Genomic DNA, 19,324 nt, shown 5'->3' with positions numbered 1-19,324 from the left:
GCCCGGGGTACCCGGTCCGCTGTGGCTACTCGCCCTGGCGCTCCGCGTCGCGGCGGGCGCGGGCGCGGCGTTTGCCCTCGTGCATCGCCTGGACCCGCGCGATCGGGATCGTGTGGCCCTCCTCGATCAGGCCGGCGTCCAGGCGCTGCGGGCCGGGCATCTCGTCGGCCCACGGATCGCGGTCGGCGACGAGCCGCGCCGCGGTGCGTACGGTGAAGTCGCCCGGCGTCACGTCGTCGAGCTCGTCCCACGACAGGGGGAAGGACACCGGCGCGCCGGGCCGGACCCGCGGGCTGTACGCCGACACCACCGTGGTCGCCCCGCCGGACCGGGTGGAGTCCAGGAACACCTTGCCCTCACGGTCCTCGCGGATGAACGCCGTGGTCGCGAGCGACGGATCGAGGCGTTCGGCCCGCGCCGCGAGCGCCCGGGTCGCCGCGGCGACGTCCTCATGCGCCCACTCCGGCGCGATCGGCACGAACACGTGCACGCCCTTGGCCCCGCTCGTCTTGACCACGCCCGCCATGCCGGCGTCGGCGAGCGCCCTGCGTGCGAGGCGGGCGGCGGCGACCGCGAGCGGGAACGCGTCGCCCTCCGGCGGGTCGATGTCGAGCACGAGGTGGGTGGCGTGCTCCCGGTCGGCGGCGCGGATCAGCGTGGGGTGGTACTCCACCGCCCGCTGGTTGCCGAACCACAGCAGCGTGCGGCGGTCGTCGCACAGGGCGTACGCGACCTCGCGCTTGGAGGTCTCCGCCCACAGCGACACCGTCGCGACCCAGGAGGGGGCGTACTTGGGGACGTTCTTCTGCATGAACGGGTTCTGGCCGCGCAGCACCCGCATGACCGAGAGCGGCCGGTCCCGCAGCACGGGGAGGATCCGGTCCCGTACGGCGTCGAGATAGTCGACCAGGTCACGCTTGGTGGCCCCGGCCCCGTCGAACAGCGGTTGGTCGAGGTTGGTCAGCGACACTCCGTCACGCGTCTCGCCCTTGCCGCTCATCCGCTCACCTTTTCGGCGTCGCGCTCCTGGGTCAACCCCCGGAGACCCAAGACGGATGCCGCTATCGTTCGGCCCATGCCCGAGGTAGCCGAGAGCGTCGTCGTCGACGCCGAACCCTCCGAGGTCTACGCGGCCGTGTCCGACGTACGCCGGATGGCGCGCTGGAGCCCGGAGTGCTTCGCCACGTGGGTGGTGTCGCGGCGCGGCGACCAGGCCCTCGGCTTCGTGGGCTTCAACCGGCGCGGCCCGCTGATCTGGTTCACCACGTGCCGGGTCGTGGTCGCCGAGCCGGGGGAGGAGTTCGCCTTCGAGGTGACGACCTTCGGCCTGCCGGTGTCGCGGTGGTCCTACCGGCTGGCGCCGGTCCCCGAGGGCACCGAGCTGACCGAGGTCTGGCTCGACCGCCGCACCCGGGGCGCGCACGTCCTCGGCCGGATCTTCACCGGCCGGGTGTCCGGCCGCCGAGCCGAGGCCAACCGCGAGGGCATGCGCACGACCCTGAACCGCATCAAGGCAGAGCTGGGCGGCTGACAGGGCCGCCCCGGCCCGCACGCGGGCCGGGACGATCCGTCACTCCAGGTTCCGCAGCTCGGTGTGCTTGTCGAAACCGATGTAGAGCCGCGCCTCGGCGTTCGTGGCCAGGCGCGCGAGGGTCTCCAGCTCCCGTACGCGCAGCAGGACCGGGTGGTCGGCGTAGGCGCTCGCCGCCTCCGCGTGCAGGCGCAGGGCCTCCGCCTCCGCCTCGGCCTGCATGCGCTGGGTCTGCGCGCGGCCCTCGGCCGTGACCAGCTCGCTCTCGCGCCGGGACTGGACGGAGATCCGCTCGTTCTCCGCACGGGACCGGGCCTCGATCGCCTCACGCTCGGCCTTCGTACGGGCCTCGACGAGCTGTGCCTCGCTCAGCCGCTCCGTCGCGAGGACGCGGTTCATGATCTCCTGCAGGTTTCCCGGGAAGACCAGGTCCTTCACGTCCGCGCGAAGAATGGCGATTCCGTAACCCGAAGCCGCTTCCTGGACGTCACCGAGAATGTCCTCGCTCAGCCGATTGCGATTGGTGAGAATGCCCTCCAGCGTCATCGACGCCAGCGAACGCCGGGCGGCGAGCTGCACGTCGCTGTAAAGGCGGTCGGTGTAGGCCTCCACCTTTTCCAGCGCCGCCGTCGGGTCGACCACGCGGTACTGCGTGATGATGCTGACGCGTACGGCGACCTTGTCGGAGGTCAGGATCTCCTGGCCCTTGAGCAGCAGCTCCCGCTCGCGCATGTCCACCAGGACGATCTCGACGACCGGCGCCTTGCGCCGGCGCCGCTCGGCGGCGGGCACCTCGTAACGGCCGGCTTCGAGCACCTCCGTCAGGCGGCCGTCCTCGTACCGGAGGCCACGGTGAGTGGACTTGATGATGACTTCTCGAGTGCGCGTCATGGTGTACCCCCAGAGGAGCCGCCCCGTAACAGGTCCGATATGAAGGACGAGCTTTCGGATGGGAGACCCGTTATCAACGAATGACTGTTTCGATTGCACCGGTTCCGGAAGGCCACTCGCTCCTGACCCTGCCGGGGCGGCTCGTTAGGAAACGATAGGACCGAATTCAGCAATGGTCATCCGAATTATTCACGGCGCTGGTTCGGAGGGCACCGGAACGGGAGCGGCGGCGGGCCGTGCGGCGGGACGCCCGTTCAGCCGCCGGCCGAGCCGCTGGAAGGGGAGCTCGACGTACCGGTACGTGAGCGCGCTGACCGCCACGAGCGTGAGGACGAACAGGCCGAGCCGGACGCCGTCGTCGTGGTCGGGCGTGCCCAGGAACTGGTCGTTGAGCATCAGCAGCACCGGGTGCAGCAGGTAGAGCGAGAAGCTGATGGTGCCGAGCGCGGTCAGCCACGCCGGGATCCGGCGGTGCCGCAGCGCCCACCCGGCGGCGAAGGTCAGCCCGGCCAGCAGCACCGACCCGACCCAGTAGACCTGGAACGCGTCCGCCTGCGCCGGGGACATGCCCATCTCGGCGTGCCACACGCCGGCCACGATCGCGCCGGTCAGCACGAGCCCGGCCGACACCGCCGCCGCGCGCCGGCTGATCTGCCCGTGCTCGGCGCGGTAGAGGGCGGTGCCGGTGAACATCGCCGAGAGGATCACCAGGCCCTCCCAGGGACCGACCCGCCCGTTCGTCAGGAGCAGGACGACGCCGAGCACGCCGCCGGCGATCCCGCCGGCCGTACGCGCCACCGGATGCCGCGAGACGGCGCCCGCGATCGCCAGCGCCATCACCAGAGTGGTCAGCGCGACGACCGGCCAGACGCCGGCGGTCCGCGTCAGCGCCGCCATCGGCAGCAGCCCGCCGGCGAGGACGGCGACGGAGACCAGCACCACCGCGATCGGCCCGGACCGCCGGTGGATCCCTGTGACGAAGAACGCCACGACCAGCAGGTAGAAGATCATCTCGTACGACAGGGTCCACAGGACGTTGATCACGTTGGGCACGCCGAGCACGTCCTGCAGCATCGTGGCGTGTGCCAGCACGGCGGTCACCGGCTCGTACGCCGACAGCCCCGCGCGCAGGTCACGGACGCCCAGCAGGAAGGGCAGCAGCATGGCCGCGCACGCCAGCGTCAGCAGCGGGTAGATGCGCGTGAGCCTGCTGATCCAAAAGCTCCGCACCCGCCCGTGCCGTTCGAGCGAGGCCGGCACGATGTAGCCGCTGACCAAGAAGAACACCAGGACGCCGTACAGGCCCGGGTCGAACCAGTCGACCATCCCGGCGCGCAGGCGCGGCGTGAAGTAGTAGGTCGCGTGGTGCAGGGCGACCACGAGTGCCGCGATTCCGCGCAGCAGGTCCAGCCAGGCCAACCGGGCCGGGACAGGGGTTTCGCCCGAGGAAGATCGGGACATAGCGGGAGGCACCGGGACAGACTATGGGTGATGTCTGACGATGACCTGACCGCCTCCTGGCCGCATCCGGCAACCGTAGCCGGGTGAGGGTACGGGTCAGCCCGCGCCACTCTGGTCCGGCGCGGGATTGTGCGGCGCGTCCTTGATGGCCCGCCGGCGCCCGGCGTACAGGTAGTTCTTCGGACGGCGCAGCGCGGTGAACGCGAAGGCCATGTTGGGTTCGAGCGCCCAGCGCATCGTCCAGCGCACGGGCGGGGTGCACAGCAGCGTGGCGAGCACGGCGCCGGCCGCCGCGACCCCGAGGACGCCGGGGACGGTGTGCAGCACCGAGGCGTCGTACCAGCCGTAGTAGTCGGCGAGCTTGGTGGCGAAACCGTGCAGGAGGTACGCGTAGAGCGTCGCGGACCCCAGCGAGGTGAACCAGTGCTCCTTCCGGGGCACGAGGCTCAGGAACGCCGCGACCAGCACGCCGGCGGCGAGGAGCAGCCCGAGCCGCATGCCGGTGCCGACGAGGTTGTTCACGTGCAGCGACGGGTTGCCGCTGCGCCAGTAGACCCACTCGGTCGCCATGTGCCGGTCGGCGATGAGGTACGTGAAGGCGAACCCGCCGGCCAGGATGAGCACGCCGAGCACGGCCGCCCAGCGCTTCTTGACGATCTCGAAGTGCTCGGGCTTGAGGAAGAGCCCCAGGACGTAGAACGGCACCAGCCCGAAGACGCGGTTCATCTCCAGCGTCGTCGGCAGCTGGTCCATCCCCGACAGCAGGCTGATCACCACCGCCACCGCGACCGGGAAGCGGATCTGCTGCCACACCGGCGTCGACAGCCGCCAGGCGAACAGCGCGAGCAGGAACCAGGTCAGGTAGTACGGGTCGAGCAGGCTGATCTCGAACTTCGAGTGCCCGACCGCCCAGTGGTAGGTGGAGTACGCCGTCTCGAACACGACGTACGGCACGGCGAGGTTCGTCAGGAGCTTGCGCGCCTTGCCGCCGGAGAAGGTGAACCGGCGGGAGAAGTAGCCGGTGATGACGATGAACACCGGCATGTGGAACGTGTAGACGAAGAGGTACGCCGCGTGCGCGAAGCGGACGTCGCGGAGGTTCTCGATCGAGTGGCCCGCGACGACGAGCAGGATCGCGAAGAACTTGGCGTTGTCGAAGAACGGGTCCCGCTGCGGCCGGGGCCGCGGGGGCGGGACGGGGACGACCTCCTCGAGCGACGACGGTGCCGGGGGCGGCAGCGCGGCCTGCGTCCGCTGGGCCGGCTCGAACGCCGAAGACTGGGGGGTGGGTGTCATCGCGATCTACTCATCGTCCGCTCTATTTGGTCCCGGCGACTCCAGGACCGAACTGGCGTCGCCGACCTTACCCAGTCTGGTCGCCCCGGCGAACCAGAGTGAGAGAACTCTCAGGCTCCCCCAAGGGTCCGATTCATGCCCCCGCGTACGCCTGTGTGCGGTGTTTGCCCCCGTAGAAGGCGTTCACCTCGTGGTCGTCCGGCCGTTACCCGGGTTCGTCGCGAAAGCGAAAAGTTCCGGAAGCGATGGCTCGCCGGATGGCGTCGAAGAGCGTGCGCGGAGCGCCGGTGCGGGCTCGGCCCGAGCCGGTCGGCGTGTCCGTGGTCGCGGAGTGAGTGTTTCCGCACGACCGAACGTGCCGTGGCCGTGAGAGCTTCCATGGCCACGGCACGACCGTGGCCGTCAGGTCGCGGGAGTGAGCATCCGGTCGCGCGGCACTCCGGCGAGCTCGCCGAGCGCAGCGGCGATCCGGCCGCTGGCCGTCCCGTCGCCGAAGGGGCTGGCCAGCGAGGCGAGGTGGTCGAGCAGGTCCGGGCACTGGCCCAGGATCTCGCCGACGGCGGACGCGAGTCCCACCCCGCCGGGACTGAGCCGGGCGAAGTCCGCCATCACTTCCGGCCGCTCAGTGGAGCGCCGTACGACCACCAGCGGGCGGCCGAGCACGGTGCACTCCTCCTGGACGCCGCCGGAGTCCGACACCAGGACCGCGGTCTCGGCGGCGAGGCCGAGGAAGGTCCGCGGCCCGAGAGAGTCCAGCACCCGGACATCCCTCAGCAGGGCCTCCAGCCCGTGCCGCCGCACCGCGGCCGCCGTACGCGGGTGGAGCGGGAGCACCACCTCCAGCGGGAGCGCGGCGAGCTGCGACAGGATCGTGGCGAGCACGCACGCGTCGTCGGTGTTCTCCGGGCGGTGGATGGTCGCCAGCACGTAGCCGCAGGCGGTCAGGCCCAGGCGGGCGAGGAGGGCCGCGCGTTCCGCGGGCGGCGGCGTCATGTCGCGTACGGCCTCCACCACGGTGTTGCCCGTCAGTGCCACGTGGTCGCCGATGATCCCTTCGCGCGCCAGGTTGGCCACGCATCCGGGCGTTGGCGCGCACAGCAGGTCGGAGAGGTGGTCGGTGACCACCCGGTTGTGCTCCTCGGGCATCGTCCGGTCGAGAGAGCGCAGCCCGGCCTCGACGTGCATCAGCGGGAGGCCGCGGGCATTCGCCGCCAGCGCGCCGGCGACCGTTGCGTTCGTGTCGCCCTGGACCACGACGGCGCGCAGTTCGCGCCGGGCCAGGATCTTGTCGAGACCGCCGAGGGCGGCCGAGATCTGGCCGGCACGCGGCAGGCCGCCGACGTCGAGCCGGATGTCGGGGACGGGCATGCCCACATGCACGGCGACGTCCTCCGACATGGTCGCGTCGAAGTGCTGTCCCGTGTGGACCAGCAGCGCGTACGGGCCAAGGCGCCGGACGACCCCGCCGAGCTTGACGATCTCGGGCCGGGTCCCATATACGACGGCCACCCTGCCGGGTGCATTCACATTTCCCCCCGAAAATCGCATCGCGCTGAGTGTGGCGTGGTGCCGCGCCCAGGCATATCTGCTCGGAGGTTGCGAGTCGGGGAAGATGGCCATCGCGTGAAGCAGTTTTGAGGTCGAGTTTGTGACGTGGTCGCGACAACGGTCGGAACTGTTGTTATGGTCCATGATCAAGAGACTTGTGAGATGGCGGCGAGCGTCGAAGTGAGGTGTCTGATATCCGCGCCAAGTGTTTCTTTTGCTGAGAAAGAGTATGGAATGTGCAACATCAGGAATGGAATCCCCGCCCTCGATGGAGCGGGCGTCACCCTCGGCGGTGGAGACGGCGCCGACGATGATGGCGGTGACGGTATCCACGGTCGCATCGTAGGAGGCCACGACGGTGGTCACGATGGCGGGGGCTTCCACGATCCCGGCGGCGCGGCCGTCGGCGGCCCGGCCGGCCGTGGCGGGCACGCGATCGGCGGCCCGAGCGGCCCGCATGGCGCACTGCCGTTCACCGGATTCGATTCCATGAACCAGCCGCCATCGCGCATCGGTCATGTCGATCAGTAACGATGATCGAGTATTTCGAATGATCTGGATCGGCGCGAGTGCTGGCCGAGTTAGGGAAACGGATTTCTCGGGATTGTCGAGCCGGCATGTGTGTCCGGACCGCCGTTGCACCGCGGCGGCCGTTCGGAAGATTCGGCCCGATACGGCGAACTGAGGAACTGAGGGACTGAGATGGATCGAAGGGTCACGAGGCTCGTGGTGCCGATGGCCGCCACGGCCGCGGTCCTGGGGGCGGGGACCGCCGCGCGAGCGGGAGGTGACCCGCAGTGGTCGCGCGTACCGCAGGCGACGCCATGTCCGGCCGACGTCCGCACACCCGTCTCGGCGATCCCGGAAGCGTCGCCGTCCGCGGGCGAGAACGCCCCGTCGCTCCGGCTCGCGCTGACGGCCCGCGCCTCCCGCGAGGCGGGGAACGACCTGGTCGTGTACCGGATCAGCGCCAGTCCCGCGTCGACGCCGCTGCGCGGCATCACGGTGATCGCCCGCCTGACCTGCGTGCCTGGCGACGCCGCCCTCGCCAGGCTGCCGTCGGCCACGACGGGGCGGGTGACCACCGGGCCGCGCGCGGTCACCTGGCGGTTCGACCTCGGCAGCGCGCCCGCGACCGCCACCTTCGCGATCCGCGTCCGTACGGACGCGCGCGGCGGCCCGCTCGTCGGCGAGATCGCCACCACGGGCCCGGTCTCCAACTGCCCCGCGCTCCAGGACGCCGACACGCCGATCGAGGCCCACTGCCGCGTCACCGTCCCGCTGCCCCTCCCGGCCGCCGGCCTCGCGCCGCCGGTCAGTAGGCCGGCCCGCCCCGCGCCGGTCCACCGCGGACCCGTGTCCAGGCCCCTGCCGGCGCGGCCGGGCGTACCGCCGATCGTGTCGCCGAAGCTGCGGGGCCGGCCGACCGTGCCCCCCGCGGCCCCTGCGCCCGCCGCGCCACCGGTGACGCGTCCGCCGGCCGCCGGCGCGCTTCCCGTCGTGCCCCCGGCAGGGCCGGTTCCGAGCGGCACCCCGACTCCGAGCGCGCTGTCCCAGGTCAACCGCGCACCGGTCGTGCCCACCGCCGCGCCGGCGCCCGGTGCGGCATCCCAGCAGGCCGACCCGCCCGGAACGGTGCTGCAGTCGTCCGACTCCCACGGAGACCTCGGCGGCCGGGTGCTCGCCTTCCTCATCGGTGGCGCGGCGTTCCTGCTGACCGCGATGGCCCTCGTGGGCGGCCTCATCGGCGCCCGCCTGCGCCGCCGGAAGGAGGAGGAACCTGAGAAGGAAGAGGACGAGACGAGCCTGAACGTCCGCCCGCTCCCGTTGCCCCCGGGTGTCGACCCGGGCACGCGTACGCCGACTCCGGTACGCATCGACCCGCGTCTCCAGATGCCGAGGTCGAACGTGAGCACGAACCCGCCGCGCGGGGTCGTGGACGTCGTCCGGCGGACGAGCGAGGCAGGGGACCCGCACGCATTCACCGACCAGGCCGTCGGCCGGAGCGAAGTGGACGAATGAGGGCCGCCCCGCGTACGGCGACGGCCGCCGCGGCCGGCGCACTGGGCATGCTCGCACTGACGGCGTGCGGGAGCCGGGCCACGCGCGCCTCGATCGAACTCCCGCCGATCTCCGGGCCCACGCCGTCGGCGAGCAGGTCGGTGACACCGGCGGTGCCCGACCTGCTCATCAACCAGGCCCAGCCCTTCACCGAGAGCCAGGTGCGGCGGCTGCGGCACCTGGACGAGGTGAGCCGGCTCGCGCTGATCGGCTACGGCCTGGTCTGGGTGTACGGCGAGCAGATCCCGACGGCCACGGTCGACCCGGCCACCTACCGGGCCTTCACCTCGGCCGACACCAGCGACGCGACCGCGGTCTGGAAGGCGGTCACGGACGGGAGTGCGCTGGTCAGCCACTCCGTCGGCGAACGGGACCACCTGCCGCTGGACGCGGCGGTGCCGGCCGGCTGGGCGACCGTGCGGATCGCGGGCCTGGCGACCACGGTGCCCGGCATCGACATGGTCGTCAGCTCGACGACAGGGAAGCAGATCGGCGTGTCGTTCGGCAACGGGCTGGTCGTCGCGGTCGAGGGAGACTCCGGCCGGGCGACCGCGAAGATCCGCCACGTGCTCGGCGCCGCGCCGGTGATCCGGCGTATCGCCGCGTCCAGCGACGCGCTCGGCCCCCCGTCCGGGCCGCTCCTGCCCAGCGTCACGCCGACCATCACGCCGAACCCGAACCCGAACCGCGTGGCGCCCGGCGCCCCGGGCGCGCCCGCCGATCTCGTGAGGACGCCGTCGCCGGTACGGCACGGCTGAGACGAGCGTCAGGAGCGTGACACGATGCGTTTCCGGCCGACGGCACGGGCCGTCTCGGTCTTCATGGTCGTGCTGTTCCGCCTCCCTGACGAACATCCTGGTGCCGTACGCCATCCGCAGACCGGCCTCGCCCGGTGACGGGAACGGCTACTACCGGCTGCACGAGACCTTTCCCGCCGGTCACATCCGGGTGATCGACGATGACAGCGAGGACGGCACCGACGAGGCCGGCCGGCACTCGCGGCGCCGGCGCTGACCGGAGTGCTCACGCTCGCGCACGTCGCCGGCCGGCCGGGCACGCTGCGGGACCGCGACCGCTACGCCCTGGTGTTCTCCCAGATCCTGCCGCAGCAAGAACCCGCCCGCCGACCTGCGCGCGATCGAGACGACCCGGCACATGGCACGCGTGGCGTTCGTGACGGTCGCGGGCCTGCCGGTCCTGGCGGCGTGCTCGACGTTCCTGTACGTCTCGCTCAAACGGTACGGCGGCGTGGTGGACGCCGTCGCCGCGACGGGCCGCGCGCGCTTCGGCCTGCGCCCCCGCTGCCGCCCCCGCTGAGTCAGCCCGCGACGAGTCCCAGGCGGATGAGGCTCCGCGCGGTCTCGACGATCGTGGTCTCCGGGTCGCGCGGCGCCCAGCCGAGTACGTCGCGGGCCTTGTCCGTACGCAGGACGGGAACCTCGCCGAGTCGGCCGGCCGCCTCCCGCAGCGCGGGGTCGGCCCGTACCGCCTCGGCGGTGAGTTCGTGCGCCGGTACCTTCGCCGCGGCCGGGCCCAGGTTCTCGGCCAGGGTCCGTGCCATCTGGAGGAAGCTGACCGCCTCTCCGCCGCAGGCCAGGAACCGCTCGCCACCGGCGGCGGGATGCCGCATGGCCCGTACGTGGATGTCCGCGACGTCGCGTACGTCCACCACGCCGAAGTACACCGGGGGCACGGTCGGCATGGCGCCGTCCAGCATCGCCTTGACCAGGCCGGTCGAGCTGGACAGGTGCGGCCCCAGCAGCGGGCCGAAGATCCCGCAAGGGTTGATCACCGTGAGTTCGAGGTCGCCGCCCTCGTCCCGTACGAAGTCCCAGGCCGCCCGTTCGGCGATGGTCTTGGACCTGACGTAGGGGGAGTTGTCGTCGTCGGGGTCGGTCCAGTCGCTCTCGTCGTACTCACCGCTCGCCTTGCGGGTGTACCCCACCGCGGCGAAGGACGACGTGAGCACCACGCGCCTCACCCCGGCGTCGCGCGCGGCCCGCAGGACGCGGAGCGCGCCGTCGCGGGCGGGGACGATGACCTCGTCGGGGTCGGCCGGCCGGGCCGCAGGGAAGGGCGACGCGACATGGAGGACGTAGGCGCACCCGGCCACTGCCTCCGCCCAGCCGTCGTCGGAGGTCAGCTCGGCACTGACGACCTCGAGCCCTCCGCCGTCGCCGGCCGCCGTCGCCCGCACACCGGCCGCGCGGTCGGGGGAGCGGACCGTCGTACGTACCTGGTAGCCCTCCTGGAGCAGATGACGGACCGCGTGCGATCCCACGTGGCCGCTGCCACCCGTCACGAGTACAAGATCCATGATTTTCCCGTCGTCAGTGTAGTTGGGAGATGACCCGTGTGACCTCGACGCGGGCGTCGCGCTCGGCCTCGGGATCGCCGCGCTCCCGCGCGCCCCACAGGTCGGCCTTGAGCCGCAGATAGCGCAGCCGGACCCGCATGCGCTCGATCTCCTCGGTGATCCGGTCGGCGTTGCGCTCGAACAACGCGCGCAGCTGCGCCGCGTCACCCGTGTCGAGGTGGCGAAGGTAGGCGCGCATGTCCCGCACGCTCGTCCCGCTGGACCGCAGGCAGCCCAGCGCCTCGGCCCGCGCGACGACGGCCGGGCCGTAGCGCCGGTGACCGCTGCTCTCGTCGCGGTCCACGGCGTCGATCAGGCCGATCCGCTCGTAGTACCGCAGGGTCGGCTCCGGCAGCCCGCTCAGCCTCGACACCTCCTGGATCGTCAGGCCCGGGGTGTCGCTGACCTCTGTCATGACCTCAGTCTCCGGCACTTGAAGCGCTTCAAGTCAAGGCACACGGTCCCGCAGCCGGTGGAGGATGGCCCTCATGGTGTTCTCCTTGGTCCCGCCCCGCCGGGTCGTGGTGGCGGGGACGGTCGCCGCGCTGGGCGCGGGCCTGCCGTCGACGGTGCACGCGCTGGCGACCGGGGCCGACCCGCTGCAGGCGACCCGCGCGGCCGGCACGCTCGTGCCCGGCCGCCGGGACCGGCCCGGCGTTCTGGCCGGCGTGGCCGTGCACCTCGCCGTCTCGGCGGGCTGGACGGCGGTGCTGGCCGCCGCCGACCGCCGGCACCGTCTCGGCCCGCTCGGCGGAGGCGCGGCGGGCCTGTGCGTGGCGGCGCTGGACCTGGAGCTGGCCGGCCGCCGCTACCCGGCGATCCGTGCCCTGCCCCGGTGGCCGCAGTGGCTCGACCACGCGGCCTTCGGCGCCCTCGTCGGCGCGCTGCTTCGGGGGCCGTGAATATTGCGGTGCGGAATCGCCGGGGACCGCCTAACGTGATCCGCCGTGAGGACCCGACCGGAAGATCTTGACGAGAAACACCTGCTCCGGGCCCTGGACGCGTGGGGGATCGGCGCGGCCTCGGTGGAGTACGCCCCGGTCGGGTTCGGTGATCATCACTGGTTCGCGGCCGGAGCGGCCGGGGACGAGTGGTTCGTCACCGTCGCCGACCTGGAGGTCAAGGGCGGGCAGGGCGTGCAGGCGGCTCTGCGGAGCCTGTGCCAGGCCATGGACACCGCCGCGGCGCTGCACGACGGCGGGCACCTGGACTTCGTGGTGGCGCCGCTGCGCACCGAGGGCGGCGAGACCGTCCGCCGGCTCGGCCCCCGCTACGCCGTCAGCGTCTTCCCCTTCGTGGCCGGGATCTCCGGAGACGCCGACCGGCCGCAGACCGCCGGCGAACGCGCCGCCGTCCTGGACCTGCTCGCCGAGCTGCACCGGCAGGCACCACCGGCGGAGGCGCCGGTGCTCGACCTCGGGCTGTCGATGCGCGGCCTCCTGCTCAGCGCCCTGGACGACGAGATCCGCTGGGAGGGCGGACCGTTCGCCGCGCCCGCACGGGCCCTGCTGGCCGAGCACACCCCCGCGATACGGCGGCGGATCGAGGAGTACGACCGGCTGGCCGAGGACGTGAAGGGCATTCCGCCCGTCCTCACCCACGGCGAGCCGCATCCGGGCAACCTCCTGGAGTCCGAGGGCCGCCTCCTGCTGGTCGACTGGGACACGGTCGGCCTCGCCCCGCCCGAACGCGACCTGTGGTCCGTCGCGGAGACCCCCGAGGACCTGGAGCGGTACGCCGAGGCCACCGGCCGTACGCCCGGTGCCCCGGCTCTCGCGCTCTACGCTCTTCGCTGGGACCTCGAAGAGGTGTCCCTCTACATCGAGGAGTTCCGCGTGCCCCACGACCGCTCCGCCGACAAGGAAGAGGCGTGGCAGGAGCTTCAGGCGGCGGTCACCCACCTGCACGAGACCTGAGCCGCGGGGGCTCCGGCAGGAGCTCGTCGACGACGAAGTTGAGGTTCGGCCCGGCGGTCAGCAGCCGGTGCAGGAACAGGCCGACGCCCGCGCTTCCCGTGGCGAGGTCCGTGCTCTCCCGCGCGGCCTGCTCGCCCGGGAACGCGATCCCCTCCGGGCGCTCGATCCGGAACAGCAGCGCGCCCTCGGCGACCTGCCACGCCTCCGCCAGATGGTCCTCCGAGCCGGTGTGCTCCCACACGTCGAGCAGGAAGTTGCCCAGCCCCGCCAGCCCGTGGAAGAGCTGCGGCGACACGGTGTACTTCCGGCTCGCGTCCGTCACCAGGCCGGTCAGCCGCCCTCGCAGGGCGGGGTCGCCGGTGACCCGCAGATACCGTACGAGAGTGGTGCCGACGCCGGCCGAGCCGGAGTCCCAGTAGCACCGCAGCACCGGCGCCTTGTCCGGCTGCTCGCTCTCGTGGTCGGGAAAGCCGCAGAACCGGCCGTCCACCCAGGCGCTCTGCGCGAGCTCGAAGTCGAGGGCCGCGCGCCCGTACGCGAGCGGTTCGGCCGCGCCCGTGGCCAGGTGCAGGTAGAGCAGGAACAGCGACGGGCCGCTGCCGCCGTACGCGTAGCCGATCCGCGCGAGGTCTCCGGCCGTGGCCCAGCGCACGCCGCGCTCGTCGCGTACGCACGAGTCCATCAGGTGCCGCCCGACGGCGCGCGCCCCGTCCAGGAACCGCTCGTCGCCGGTCATTTTCCACAGCTTGAGGCAGGCCATCCCGTGCCCGGCCGCGCCGCGCAGCAGGTCGGGGGACTCGTGCAGCAGCGGATGCTCCGACGCCCGGATGAGCAGGTCGGCCGCGGCCTCGGTGTGGCCGAGCTCGGCGAGCACCCACGCGATCCCGGACTGCCCGAAGTACAGGCTCGGCGCGTACGCGTCGCCGGCGGCCGTACGGGAAAGCATCCAGGCCTCCAGCCGGCCCGGCACGCCGCCCTCGACGTGGTGCAGCGCGTGCAGGACCCCGGCGGCGCCGAAGGCGACCGACAGCGGGTTGGACTCGAAGACCATGAGGTCCGCGGGGAACAGCCGGTCCTCCCGCGCCGTGTCGGCGACGGCGTGGATGTATGAGGTGATCCCCTCCAGCGTCTCGGCCACGCGCTTGCGGAGCGGCGCCCGGTGGGGAGGGGCGAGGCGCCGGCCGGCCGGTACGGCCAGCCGCGCGGGCCTTGTCTCCACCGGCAGCTTCGCGATCGCCTCGGCTACGGAGTCCTCGTACGGCCCGGACGGCTCCATCAGCCGGTCGACCAGCGCGCCCAGCGCGGCGGGCAGGCCCATGTCCTCGGTGAGCTCGTCCAGGAAGCGCCGCCGGGCCGGTGGATGGAATCCGGTCAGGCCGGTGGCCAGCATCAGACTGCCGAAGATGATCCCGCCGAGCGCGTAGTGGTCGTCGGCCGGCCCGCCGGCCCCGGTCCGCAGCACGCGGGGGCTGGCGAAGCCCTGGGTGTGCAGGCCGAGCTGCTCGTCCGTCTCCTCCGCGCCGGCCTCCAGGTCGACGATCCGGACGCGGTCGCCGTCGACCATGATGTTGGTGAAGGACAGGTCGGCCAGCACGACGCCCTCGCGGTGCGCGGCGGCGATGGCCCGCGCGATCTGCGTCCAGAGCCCGCGCATCGACGCGAGGTAGCCCGCGAACGCCTCAGTGGTCGGCGGGCCGACGTACAGGGGGTTCCGCGTGACGGTCGCCTTTCCGAGGTGGCCGCCGGGGACGAACTCCTCGGCCAGGAACGCGTGCTCGGACTCGCGGAAGAACGCGATCGGCCGGACGAAGTAGCCGGTGCCGGCGAGCCGGCCGAGCAGGCGGTACTCCTTCTCCAGCACGGCGACCGCGTCCAGCCCGCGCCGCCCGATCTCGACGCCGGGGCGCGCCTCCTTGAGCACGACCTCACGGCCGGTGTGGTGGTCGGTCGCCCGGTAGACGCCGCCGCCGTTGCTGAAGCTCAGCGCCGACTCCACCGAGAAGCGTCCGCCGCACAGGACCCCGGCCCCGTCGGTGGACTCATCGTCGGGGAACGGCGCGGTGACCCACTCCGGCGGGCTCCAGTACGGCAGCCGGCCGTCCTTGACCCGTTCCCCGGAGGGCGTGGTGATGAGCAGGTCGCGTCGGCCGTCGATCCGCAGCCGCGACCGCGCCTGGAAGCCGCCGTACCGGTAGAAGACCGACCGCGACCCGGGCCAGCGGCGGTCGGAGAGGACGTACGGCCCGGCCTCGCCCTCCAGGGCCTCGGCGAGCAGGCCGCCGATCCGGTGGAACTCTCCGGACGTCTCCGGGTAGACGGCGACGAACTTCCCGCCGGCGCTGCGCGGCCACAGCTTGCCGTTGACCCGCGCCGTGGTGCGCGGGTCGACCAGGAACTTGAAGGGCACCCGGTGGTCGCGCAGGATCGGCAGGATCCGCCGCAGGACCTCGGCCGACCGGGCACTGGCCGCCGAGACGTGCAGCTTCCAGCCCTGCTCGGCGAGGAGCACGCCCGGCGGCGTCGCGACGTACCAGATGCCGCTGCGCTCCAGCCGCCACGACGCCGGCACGAGCGACCGGTAGACGGCGAGGTAGGCCGGGGCCGGGGTATACCGGTGAGCGGATTCGAACCACCTGGGGTGGAATTGACTGTACCGATCGATGGCATCCCATGAATGCACGGCCCGGCCTCCTCGTCTGCGTCTAACGGAATGGACGGTTACTCGGGCAGCGTCTCGGGCGGCTGCTCCTCGGCCCCGATGCAGCTGTTGGCGTAGCAGGAGGTGGCGCTCATCGGCGTCGGGTCGTCGCCCAGCGCCTTGTCCAGCGCCATTTTCTGGAGTTCGAGCAGACGTGACATGGAACGGCTCCTTACGGATGGTCGGGGATTTTCGGCCCCCGTTTCCCCGCCGATCGGCAGGTCCCCTCAAGGTGCCTGTTCACCGGCACATGTCACATGAGTAGCCCCTACTCATTCGCCCGTCACAAGGGTCAGTGACCTGAGATCCAGTCGGTGACGACGGTGCGGTCCCCGGCGAGGCGGAGGCGCAGGCTGAACGGGCCGGCGGCCGACGCGACCGTGAAGCGGCCGAGGTCGTCGGCCGGCACGCCGGTCGTGCCCTCCGCGGAGCGGACCTCGATCTCGGCCGGCCCGGGAGGCAGCACCTGGCCGACGAGCCGGCCCCCGGCCACCTCCACCTCGACGGTGGTCGTCTCGCCGGTGAAGGTCAGCACCCGCGGCCCGTCGCCGCGGACGGTTCCGGCGCCCTCGACCAGCGAGTCGAAGGTGAGCCGGGCCAGCTCGGCGTCGAGCGTACGGAAGGAGAACGCGGCGAGGGCGGTGTCGGTCAGGTGTGGGGGGACCGGGTCGAAGACCTCGGCGGCCCGCCGCAGCCGGGCCTCCAGCGCGGAGAGCTCAGACTCGTCGATGACCGGCCTCCCCGTGGATGCCGCGCTCGGCCAGCAGGTCGCGCAGACGGCCCAGGCAGCGGGCGCGCGTCGGCCCGATGCTGCCGACGGGCATTTCGAAGGCGGCCGCGATCTCGGCGTAGCTCGGCGGCGGCGAGGCCAGCAGCGCGCGGAGCAGTCGCAGGCAGCGCGTCGGCAGTTCGTGGAAGGACTCCCACAGGCCGCGCAGCAGCTCCAGCTCGTCGGCGGTCTCCTCGGACGCGACCACGGCGGCCTCGGGGGAGTGCTCGTCGACCTGCGGCGCGAGGCCGTCCAGGTCGTCGGTCAGGTCCACGCGCGTCCGAGCGCGGGAGATGCGGAAGCACTCGTGCCGCGCCGTGGTGGCCAGCCACGCGCCCGCGCGTTCGGGCTCCTTGAGCCGGCCGACGTGCTCGGCGAACCGCAGCCAGGTGGTCTGGTAGACCTCTTCCGCGTCGGCGTTGGCCAGGCCGTGGCCTCGCGCGACCGACCAGACGAGACCGCTGAACCGCTCGACGAGCGCACGCCACGAGGCGGCGTCGCCTCGGGCCGCGGCCAGCACCAGGCCGCCGACGTCATCGGTACGCACGGCGATGTCTTCCTCGCGGTCGGGGGAGCTTCATCGTAGGCGGATCACCACCCGCCGTGGCGGGATTGGGACCCGTCTTCCGTCCACGCGTATCACGCGGGCCCCGGCGCGCTCTCTATACCAAGAGGGCCGGAACACCGAGGGAGATCGTCATGAGCGGAAGACTCGTCGGGCGGCCGGGGACGACGCGGCAGACGCCCGGGACGGCGGTGCTCGCGGGGAGTCCGGTCGTCCCGGACGGCCACCGGCGGCGGCCCGGGGCCTGAGGGCGCGCGGCGAGCGTGGTGGGCGGCCCCGGTGGACGCGGACGACCTCCAGCGGTCACTTCGCCGTGCGGCCCGGCTGTTCGACCCGGTGACGGCCGGGCTGCTGGAGACCGCCGTCGTCGCGTACGCCGTGCGGATGCCGGGCGCCGAGCTCGCCGAGGTGACCTTCGACTCGGGCACCGCACCGGCCGCCGTACGGGGCGGCACGCGAGTCCGGCTGTTCACCTTCGACGCCGCCATGCTGAGCGTGGACGTGGAGGTGACGCCGCGCGGGCCGGGCCTGTCGCTCGTGGGGCGGCTCACGCCGGCGGGGCCCGCGGAGATCACGGTTCGCGGGCCGCGCTCCGCGATCACCGTGGCCGATGGATTGGGCCGCTTCGGCTTCCCGCGCCTGGCGCCCGGCCCGTTCAGCCTGCTCGTCCGCGCTCCCGGCGCGGGTCCCCTGACCACCGACTGGATCACCCTGTGAACGGCACGCGACGGAACCGGTGGAACCCGCCGAACCCCCGTGCGGTGGGTTCCACCGGCGCCTGGCTCAGGCCGTTTCCACGGCGCTGAGCTGCCACTGGTCCCGCGGGGTGCGCCGTCGTTCGCGGCGGCTGCCCACGCGGGGCCGGTCGGTGTAGGCGAGCTGCGCCCCGGCGGGGTGGAGCTGGGTCCAGCCCCCGCACACCAGGTCGAACACGCCGATGTAGCCGCCGGGCAGCAGCTGCAGTGGAGCCTTGATCTTGCCGGCGTGGTCGAACCGGGTGCCCGTGCGCGCGTGCTCCTGGAACCAGGACGGGTGGACGAAGTCGCTCACCAGCGTCCCGTCGATCCGGTACGCGAACTCCTCGGCCTCGCACGCGTCGCAGGACTCGTACGCGTACAGCCGACCCGTCGAGGCGCTGTTCTGGACGAACACCGTGAGGTTGACGTCCGGGTCGGCGAGCATCTCCAGCAGCTCGTGGCTCATGGTCACGGTCCAGCTGTGCCCGGTGCGCAGGTCGGTCGCGGCGAAGACCTTGCCGAGCGGCCGTCCCTGCGGGGTGAGGTCGTGGTAGCCGAGCGCGCCCGCGACGTCGGAGTCGTCGAAGACGCCCAGCCACCACATGGTCCGCGGCGGAGGGGACCCGTGCGGCACGAAGACCAGTTCGCCGTCGATGCCCCAGACGGGGGCGAAGTCGCGCGTGATCTGGGTCTGCAGCGCGGGCACCGCCTGCCGGACCTGCTCGTCGGTGAGTACGGTGCTGAGGTTGAAGATCGCGATCTTGATGTTCGGCATGGCCGCTCCTCGCCGGTGCGGGGGTGGGGTTCCACGGTCGCCGCGGCCGTACCGGGGCGCCTGAGTAGGGCCGTACTCAGATCCCTCAGGCGACACGGCGCTCCACCCCGGCGAGCAGGCGGGCCAGGCCCGCGCGGTCGTTGACGCCGAGCCGCTCGTACGCGCCGCACAGGTGGTTGGCGACCGTGCGGATCGAGACGGTGAGCCGTTCGGCGATCGCGCGGTTGCTCAGCCCGGCGGCGGCCAGCCGCGCGATCTCCAGCTGCCGGAGGGTCAGCTCGGGCGCGGTCAGCTCGGCCAGCGCGGGTGTGCGCGCGCCCTCGCAGCGGTGGCTGAGCGTCCAGCCGGTCGCGGCGGCGGCCTTGGCCTGCCGGTGTTCGCCCGCCCGCCGGTACGCGCGGGCGGCCTGGGCCTGCGCCTCGGCCGCGTAGAGGATCAGGCCCAGCGCCTCGAACTCCCGCGCGACCGCCCGCAGCGCGCCGCCGTCCTCGCCCGCGCTCGCCTCCGCGTGCCGGGCGAACAGCCTCGCGAGCGCGCCGCCGGCGCCGTCGGCCAGCCGCCCGGCCACCGTCTCGGCGGCGCCGAGCCGTACGACACTGTGCAGGGAGAACAGCGCGACCTCCGCGTCCCCGGCCCGGCCGGCGGCCTCGAGCGCGCGGCGTACCGCCGCGGCCTGGTCGCCCGCCGCGGGCCGAGGCCGCGGCGGGAGATCGGACGAGC

Annotated in this window: 22 protein-coding genes; 9 read left to right on the top strand and 13 right to left on the bottom strand. The window is 72.7% G+C overall.

Going from position 1 to position 19,324, the window contains the following annotated elements:
- Window positions 1-25: 25 nt before the first annotated feature.
- On the bottom strand, window positions 26-1,000 hold the full coding sequence (ligD, locus tag QWU11_RS05150; protein ID WP_290103848.1) for a non-homologous end-joining DNA ligase: 975 nt from the start codon (window positions 998-1,000) through the stop codon (window positions 26-28).
- A gap of 75 nt (window positions 1,001-1,075) precedes the next feature.
- Between ligD and QWU11_RS05145 the strand changes: the two genes are divergently transcribed.
- Window positions 1,076-1,531, top strand: a complete 456-nt coding sequence (locus QWU11_RS05145) for an SRPBCC family protein (protein ID WP_290103847.1) — start codon at window positions 1,076-1,078, stop codon at window positions 1,529-1,531.
- Window positions 1,532-1,570: 39 nt separating this feature from the next.
- Here the strand turns inward: QWU11_RS05145 and QWU11_RS05140 are convergent, their stop codons facing one another.
- From QWU11_RS05140 to wecB, 4 genes are all read right to left on the bottom strand, one after another.
- Entirely contained in the window at window positions 1,571-2,422 is an 852-nt protein-coding gene (locus tag QWU11_RS05140) for an SPFH domain-containing protein (protein WP_290103846.1), read from the bottom strand.
- A 189-nt stretch (window positions 2,423-2,611) separates the two neighbouring features.
- A complete protein-coding gene (locus QWU11_RS05135; protein WP_290103845.1) occupies window positions 2,612-3,841 on the bottom strand; it encodes an acyltransferase in 1,230 nt (409 codons plus the stop codon).
- A gap of 138 nt (window positions 3,842-3,979) precedes the next feature.
- On the bottom strand, window positions 3,980-5,179 hold the full coding sequence (locus QWU11_RS05130) for an acyltransferase family protein (RefSeq protein ID WP_290103844.1): 1,200 nt from the start codon (window positions 5,177-5,179) through the stop codon (window positions 3,980-3,982).
- A gap of 402 nt (window positions 5,180-5,581) precedes the next feature.
- Entirely contained in the window at window positions 5,582-6,688 is a 1,107-nt protein-coding gene (gene wecB, locus QWU11_RS05125; protein WP_290103843.1) for a UDP-N-acetylglucosamine 2-epimerase (non-hydrolyzing), read from the bottom strand.
- Window positions 6,689-6,961: 273 nt separating this feature from the next.
- Between wecB and QWU11_RS05120 the strand changes: the two genes are divergently transcribed.
- The 5 genes from QWU11_RS05120 (at window position 6,962) to QWU11_RS05100 (ending at window position 10,105) form a co-directional block, all read left to right on the top strand.
- Complete coding sequence (locus tag QWU11_RS05120; RefSeq protein WP_290103842.1) at window positions 6,962-7,258, top strand: hypothetical protein; 297 nt, start codon at window positions 6,962-6,964, stop codon at window positions 7,256-7,258.
- 171 nt (window positions 7,259-7,429) lie between these two features.
- The gene (locus QWU11_RS05115) at window positions 7,430-8,749 is read left to right on the top strand and encodes a hypothetical protein (protein WP_290103841.1); all 1,320 of its coding nucleotides are present in this window, start codon (window positions 7,430-7,432) and stop codon (window positions 8,747-8,749) included.
- Complete coding sequence (locus QWU11_RS05110) at window positions 8,746-9,546, top strand: hypothetical protein (RefSeq protein ID WP_290103840.1); 801 nt, start codon at window positions 8,746-8,748, stop codon at window positions 9,544-9,546. The genes QWU11_RS05115 and QWU11_RS05110 overlap by 4 nt, the downstream gene beginning before the upstream one ends.
- 100 nt (window positions 9,547-9,646) lie before the next feature.
- Complete coding sequence (locus QWU11_RS05105; protein WP_290103839.1) at window positions 9,647-9,802, top strand: hypothetical protein; 156 nt, start codon at window positions 9,647-9,649, stop codon at window positions 9,800-9,802.
- Window positions 9,803-9,943: 141 nt separating this feature from the next.
- Window positions 9,944-10,105: a hypothetical protein gene (locus tag QWU11_RS05100; protein WP_290103838.1), complete on the top strand. Its 162-nt coding sequence runs from the start codon at window positions 9,944-9,946 to the stop codon at window positions 10,103-10,105.
- 1 nt (window position 10,106) lies between these two features.
- Here the strand turns inward: QWU11_RS05100 and QWU11_RS05095 are convergent, their stop codons facing one another.
- A complete protein-coding gene (locus tag QWU11_RS05095) occupies window positions 10,107-11,105 on the bottom strand; it encodes an aldehyde reductase (protein ID WP_290103837.1) in 999 nt (332 codons plus the stop codon).
- A gap of 13 nt (window positions 11,106-11,118) precedes the next feature.
- Window positions 11,119-11,559 (bottom strand): MerR family transcriptional regulator, encoded by a 441-nt coding sequence (locus tag QWU11_RS05090; protein ID WP_290103836.1) that lies wholly within the window; start codon window positions 11,557-11,559, stop codon window positions 11,119-11,121.
- Window positions 11,560-11,632: 73 nt separating this feature from the next.
- On the opposite strand from QWU11_RS05090, the gene QWU11_RS05085 reads away from it, so the two are divergent.
- Window positions 11,633-12,046, top strand: coding sequence for a hypothetical protein (locus tag QWU11_RS05085; protein ID WP_290103835.1), 414 nt, complete (start codon window positions 11,633-11,635; stop codon window positions 12,044-12,046).
- A 45-nt stretch (window positions 12,047-12,091) separates the two neighbouring features.
- Window positions 12,092-13,060 (top strand): phosphotransferase, encoded by a 969-nt coding sequence (locus QWU11_RS05080; protein ID WP_290103834.1) that lies wholly within the window; start codon window positions 12,092-12,094, stop codon window positions 13,058-13,060.
- Here QWU11_RS05080 and lanKC read toward each other — a convergent pair.
- The 4 genes from lanKC to QWU11_RS05060 all read right to left on the bottom strand — a co-directional run bounded on the left by lanKC (window position 13,038) and on the right by QWU11_RS05060 (window position 17,074).
- On the bottom strand, window positions 13,038-15,740 hold the full coding sequence (lanKC, locus tag QWU11_RS05075) for a class III lanthionine synthetase LanKC (protein WP_290103833.1): 2,703 nt from the start codon (window positions 15,738-15,740) through the stop codon (window positions 13,038-13,040). The genes QWU11_RS05080 and lanKC overlap by 23 nt on opposite strands.
- Window positions 15,741-15,778: 38 nt before the next feature.
- Window positions 15,779-15,919, bottom strand: a complete 141-nt coding sequence (locus tag QWU11_RS05070; protein ID WP_290103832.1) for a hypothetical protein — start codon at window positions 15,917-15,919, stop codon at window positions 15,779-15,781.
- A gap of 131 nt (window positions 15,920-16,050) precedes the next feature.
- Window positions 16,051-16,293, bottom strand: a complete 243-nt coding sequence (locus tag QWU11_RS05065) for a hypothetical protein (protein WP_290103831.1) — start codon at window positions 16,291-16,293, stop codon at window positions 16,051-16,053.
- A gap of 181 nt (window positions 16,294-16,474) precedes the next feature.
- Complete coding sequence (locus QWU11_RS05060; protein WP_290103830.1) at window positions 16,475-17,074, bottom strand: sigma-70 family RNA polymerase sigma factor; 600 nt, start codon at window positions 17,072-17,074, stop codon at window positions 16,475-16,477.
- Between the two features lie 297 nt (window positions 17,075-17,371).
- On the opposite strand from QWU11_RS05060, the gene QWU11_RS05055 reads away from it, so the two are divergent.
- Window positions 17,372-17,809 (top strand): hypothetical protein, encoded by a 438-nt coding sequence (locus QWU11_RS05055; protein WP_290103829.1) that lies wholly within the window; start codon window positions 17,372-17,374, stop codon window positions 17,807-17,809.
- 66 nt (window positions 17,810-17,875) lie between these two features.
- On the opposite strand, the gene QWU11_RS05050 is transcribed toward QWU11_RS05055, so the two are convergent.
- Together QWU11_RS05050 and QWU11_RS05045 are read right to left on the bottom strand one after the other, a co-directional pair.
- Entirely contained in the window at window positions 17,876-18,604 is a 729-nt protein-coding gene (locus QWU11_RS05050; protein WP_290103828.1) for a hypothetical protein, read from the bottom strand.
- Between the two features lie 85 nt (window positions 18,605-18,689).
- A partial coding sequence (locus QWU11_RS05045; RefSeq protein WP_290103827.1) for a helix-turn-helix transcriptional regulator occupies window positions 18,690-19,324 on the bottom strand: 635 nt, incomplete at its 5' end.

The sequence above is a fragment of the Actinomadura sp. DC4 genome (genome assembly GCF_030406325.1).
Lineage (GTDB): Bacteria > Actinomycetota > Actinomycetes > Streptosporangiales > Streptosporangiaceae > Actinoallomurus.
Note: the sequence above shows the minus strand (reverse complement) of the source record. Positions and strands in the feature narration are given on the sequence as shown.

Excerpts from the sequence above, each read along its gene's own strand:
- QWU11_RS05120 (WP_290103842.1), top strand. The coding sequence starts at position 6,962 with ATGTGCAACATCAGGAATGGAATCCCCGCCCTCGATGGAGCGGGCGTC.
- QWU11_RS05050 (WP_290103828.1), bottom strand. The coding sequence starts at position 18,604 with ATGCCGAACATCAAGATCGCGATCTTCAACCTCAGCACCGTACTCACC.
- QWU11_RS05145 (WP_290103847.1), top strand. The coding sequence starts at position 1,076 with ATGCCCGAGGTAGCCGAGAGCGTCGTCGTCGACGCCGAACCCTCCGAG.
- QWU11_RS05095 (WP_290103837.1), bottom strand. The coding sequence starts at position 11,105 with ATGGATCTTGTACTCGTGACGGGTGGCAGCGGCCACGTGGGATCGCAC.
- QWU11_RS05090 (WP_290103836.1), bottom strand. The coding sequence starts at position 11,559 with ATGACAGAGGTCAGCGACACCCCGGGCCTGACGATCCAGGAGGTGTCG.
- QWU11_RS05130 (WP_290103844.1), bottom strand. The coding sequence starts at position 5,179 with ATGACACCCACCCCCCAGTCTTCGGCGTTCGAGCCGGCCCAGCGGACG.
- QWU11_RS05115 (WP_290103841.1), top strand. The coding sequence starts at position 7,430 with ATGGATCGAAGGGTCACGAGGCTCGTGGTGCCGATGGCCGCCACGGCC.
- QWU11_RS05100 (WP_290103838.1), top strand. The coding sequence starts at position 9,944 with ATGGCACGCGTGGCGTTCGTGACGGTCGCGGGCCTGCCGGTCCTGGCG.
- QWU11_RS05085 (WP_290103835.1), top strand. The coding sequence starts at position 11,633 with ATGGTGTTCTCCTTGGTCCCGCCCCGCCGGGTCGTGGTGGCGGGGACG.
- QWU11_RS05070 (WP_290103832.1), bottom strand. The coding sequence starts at position 15,919 with ATGTCACGTCTGCTCGAACTCCAGAAAATGGCGCTGGACAAGGCGCTG.
- QWU11_RS05110 (WP_290103840.1), top strand. The coding sequence starts at position 8,746 with ATGAGGGCCGCCCCGCGTACGGCGACGGCCGCCGCGGCCGGCGCACTG.
- ligD (WP_290103848.1), bottom strand. The coding sequence starts at position 1,000 with ATGAGCGGCAAGGGCGAGACGCGTGACGGAGTGTCGCTGACCAACCTC.
- QWU11_RS05140 (WP_290103846.1), bottom strand. The coding sequence starts at position 2,422 with ATGACGCGCACTCGAGAAGTCATCATCAAGTCCACTCACCGTGGCCTC.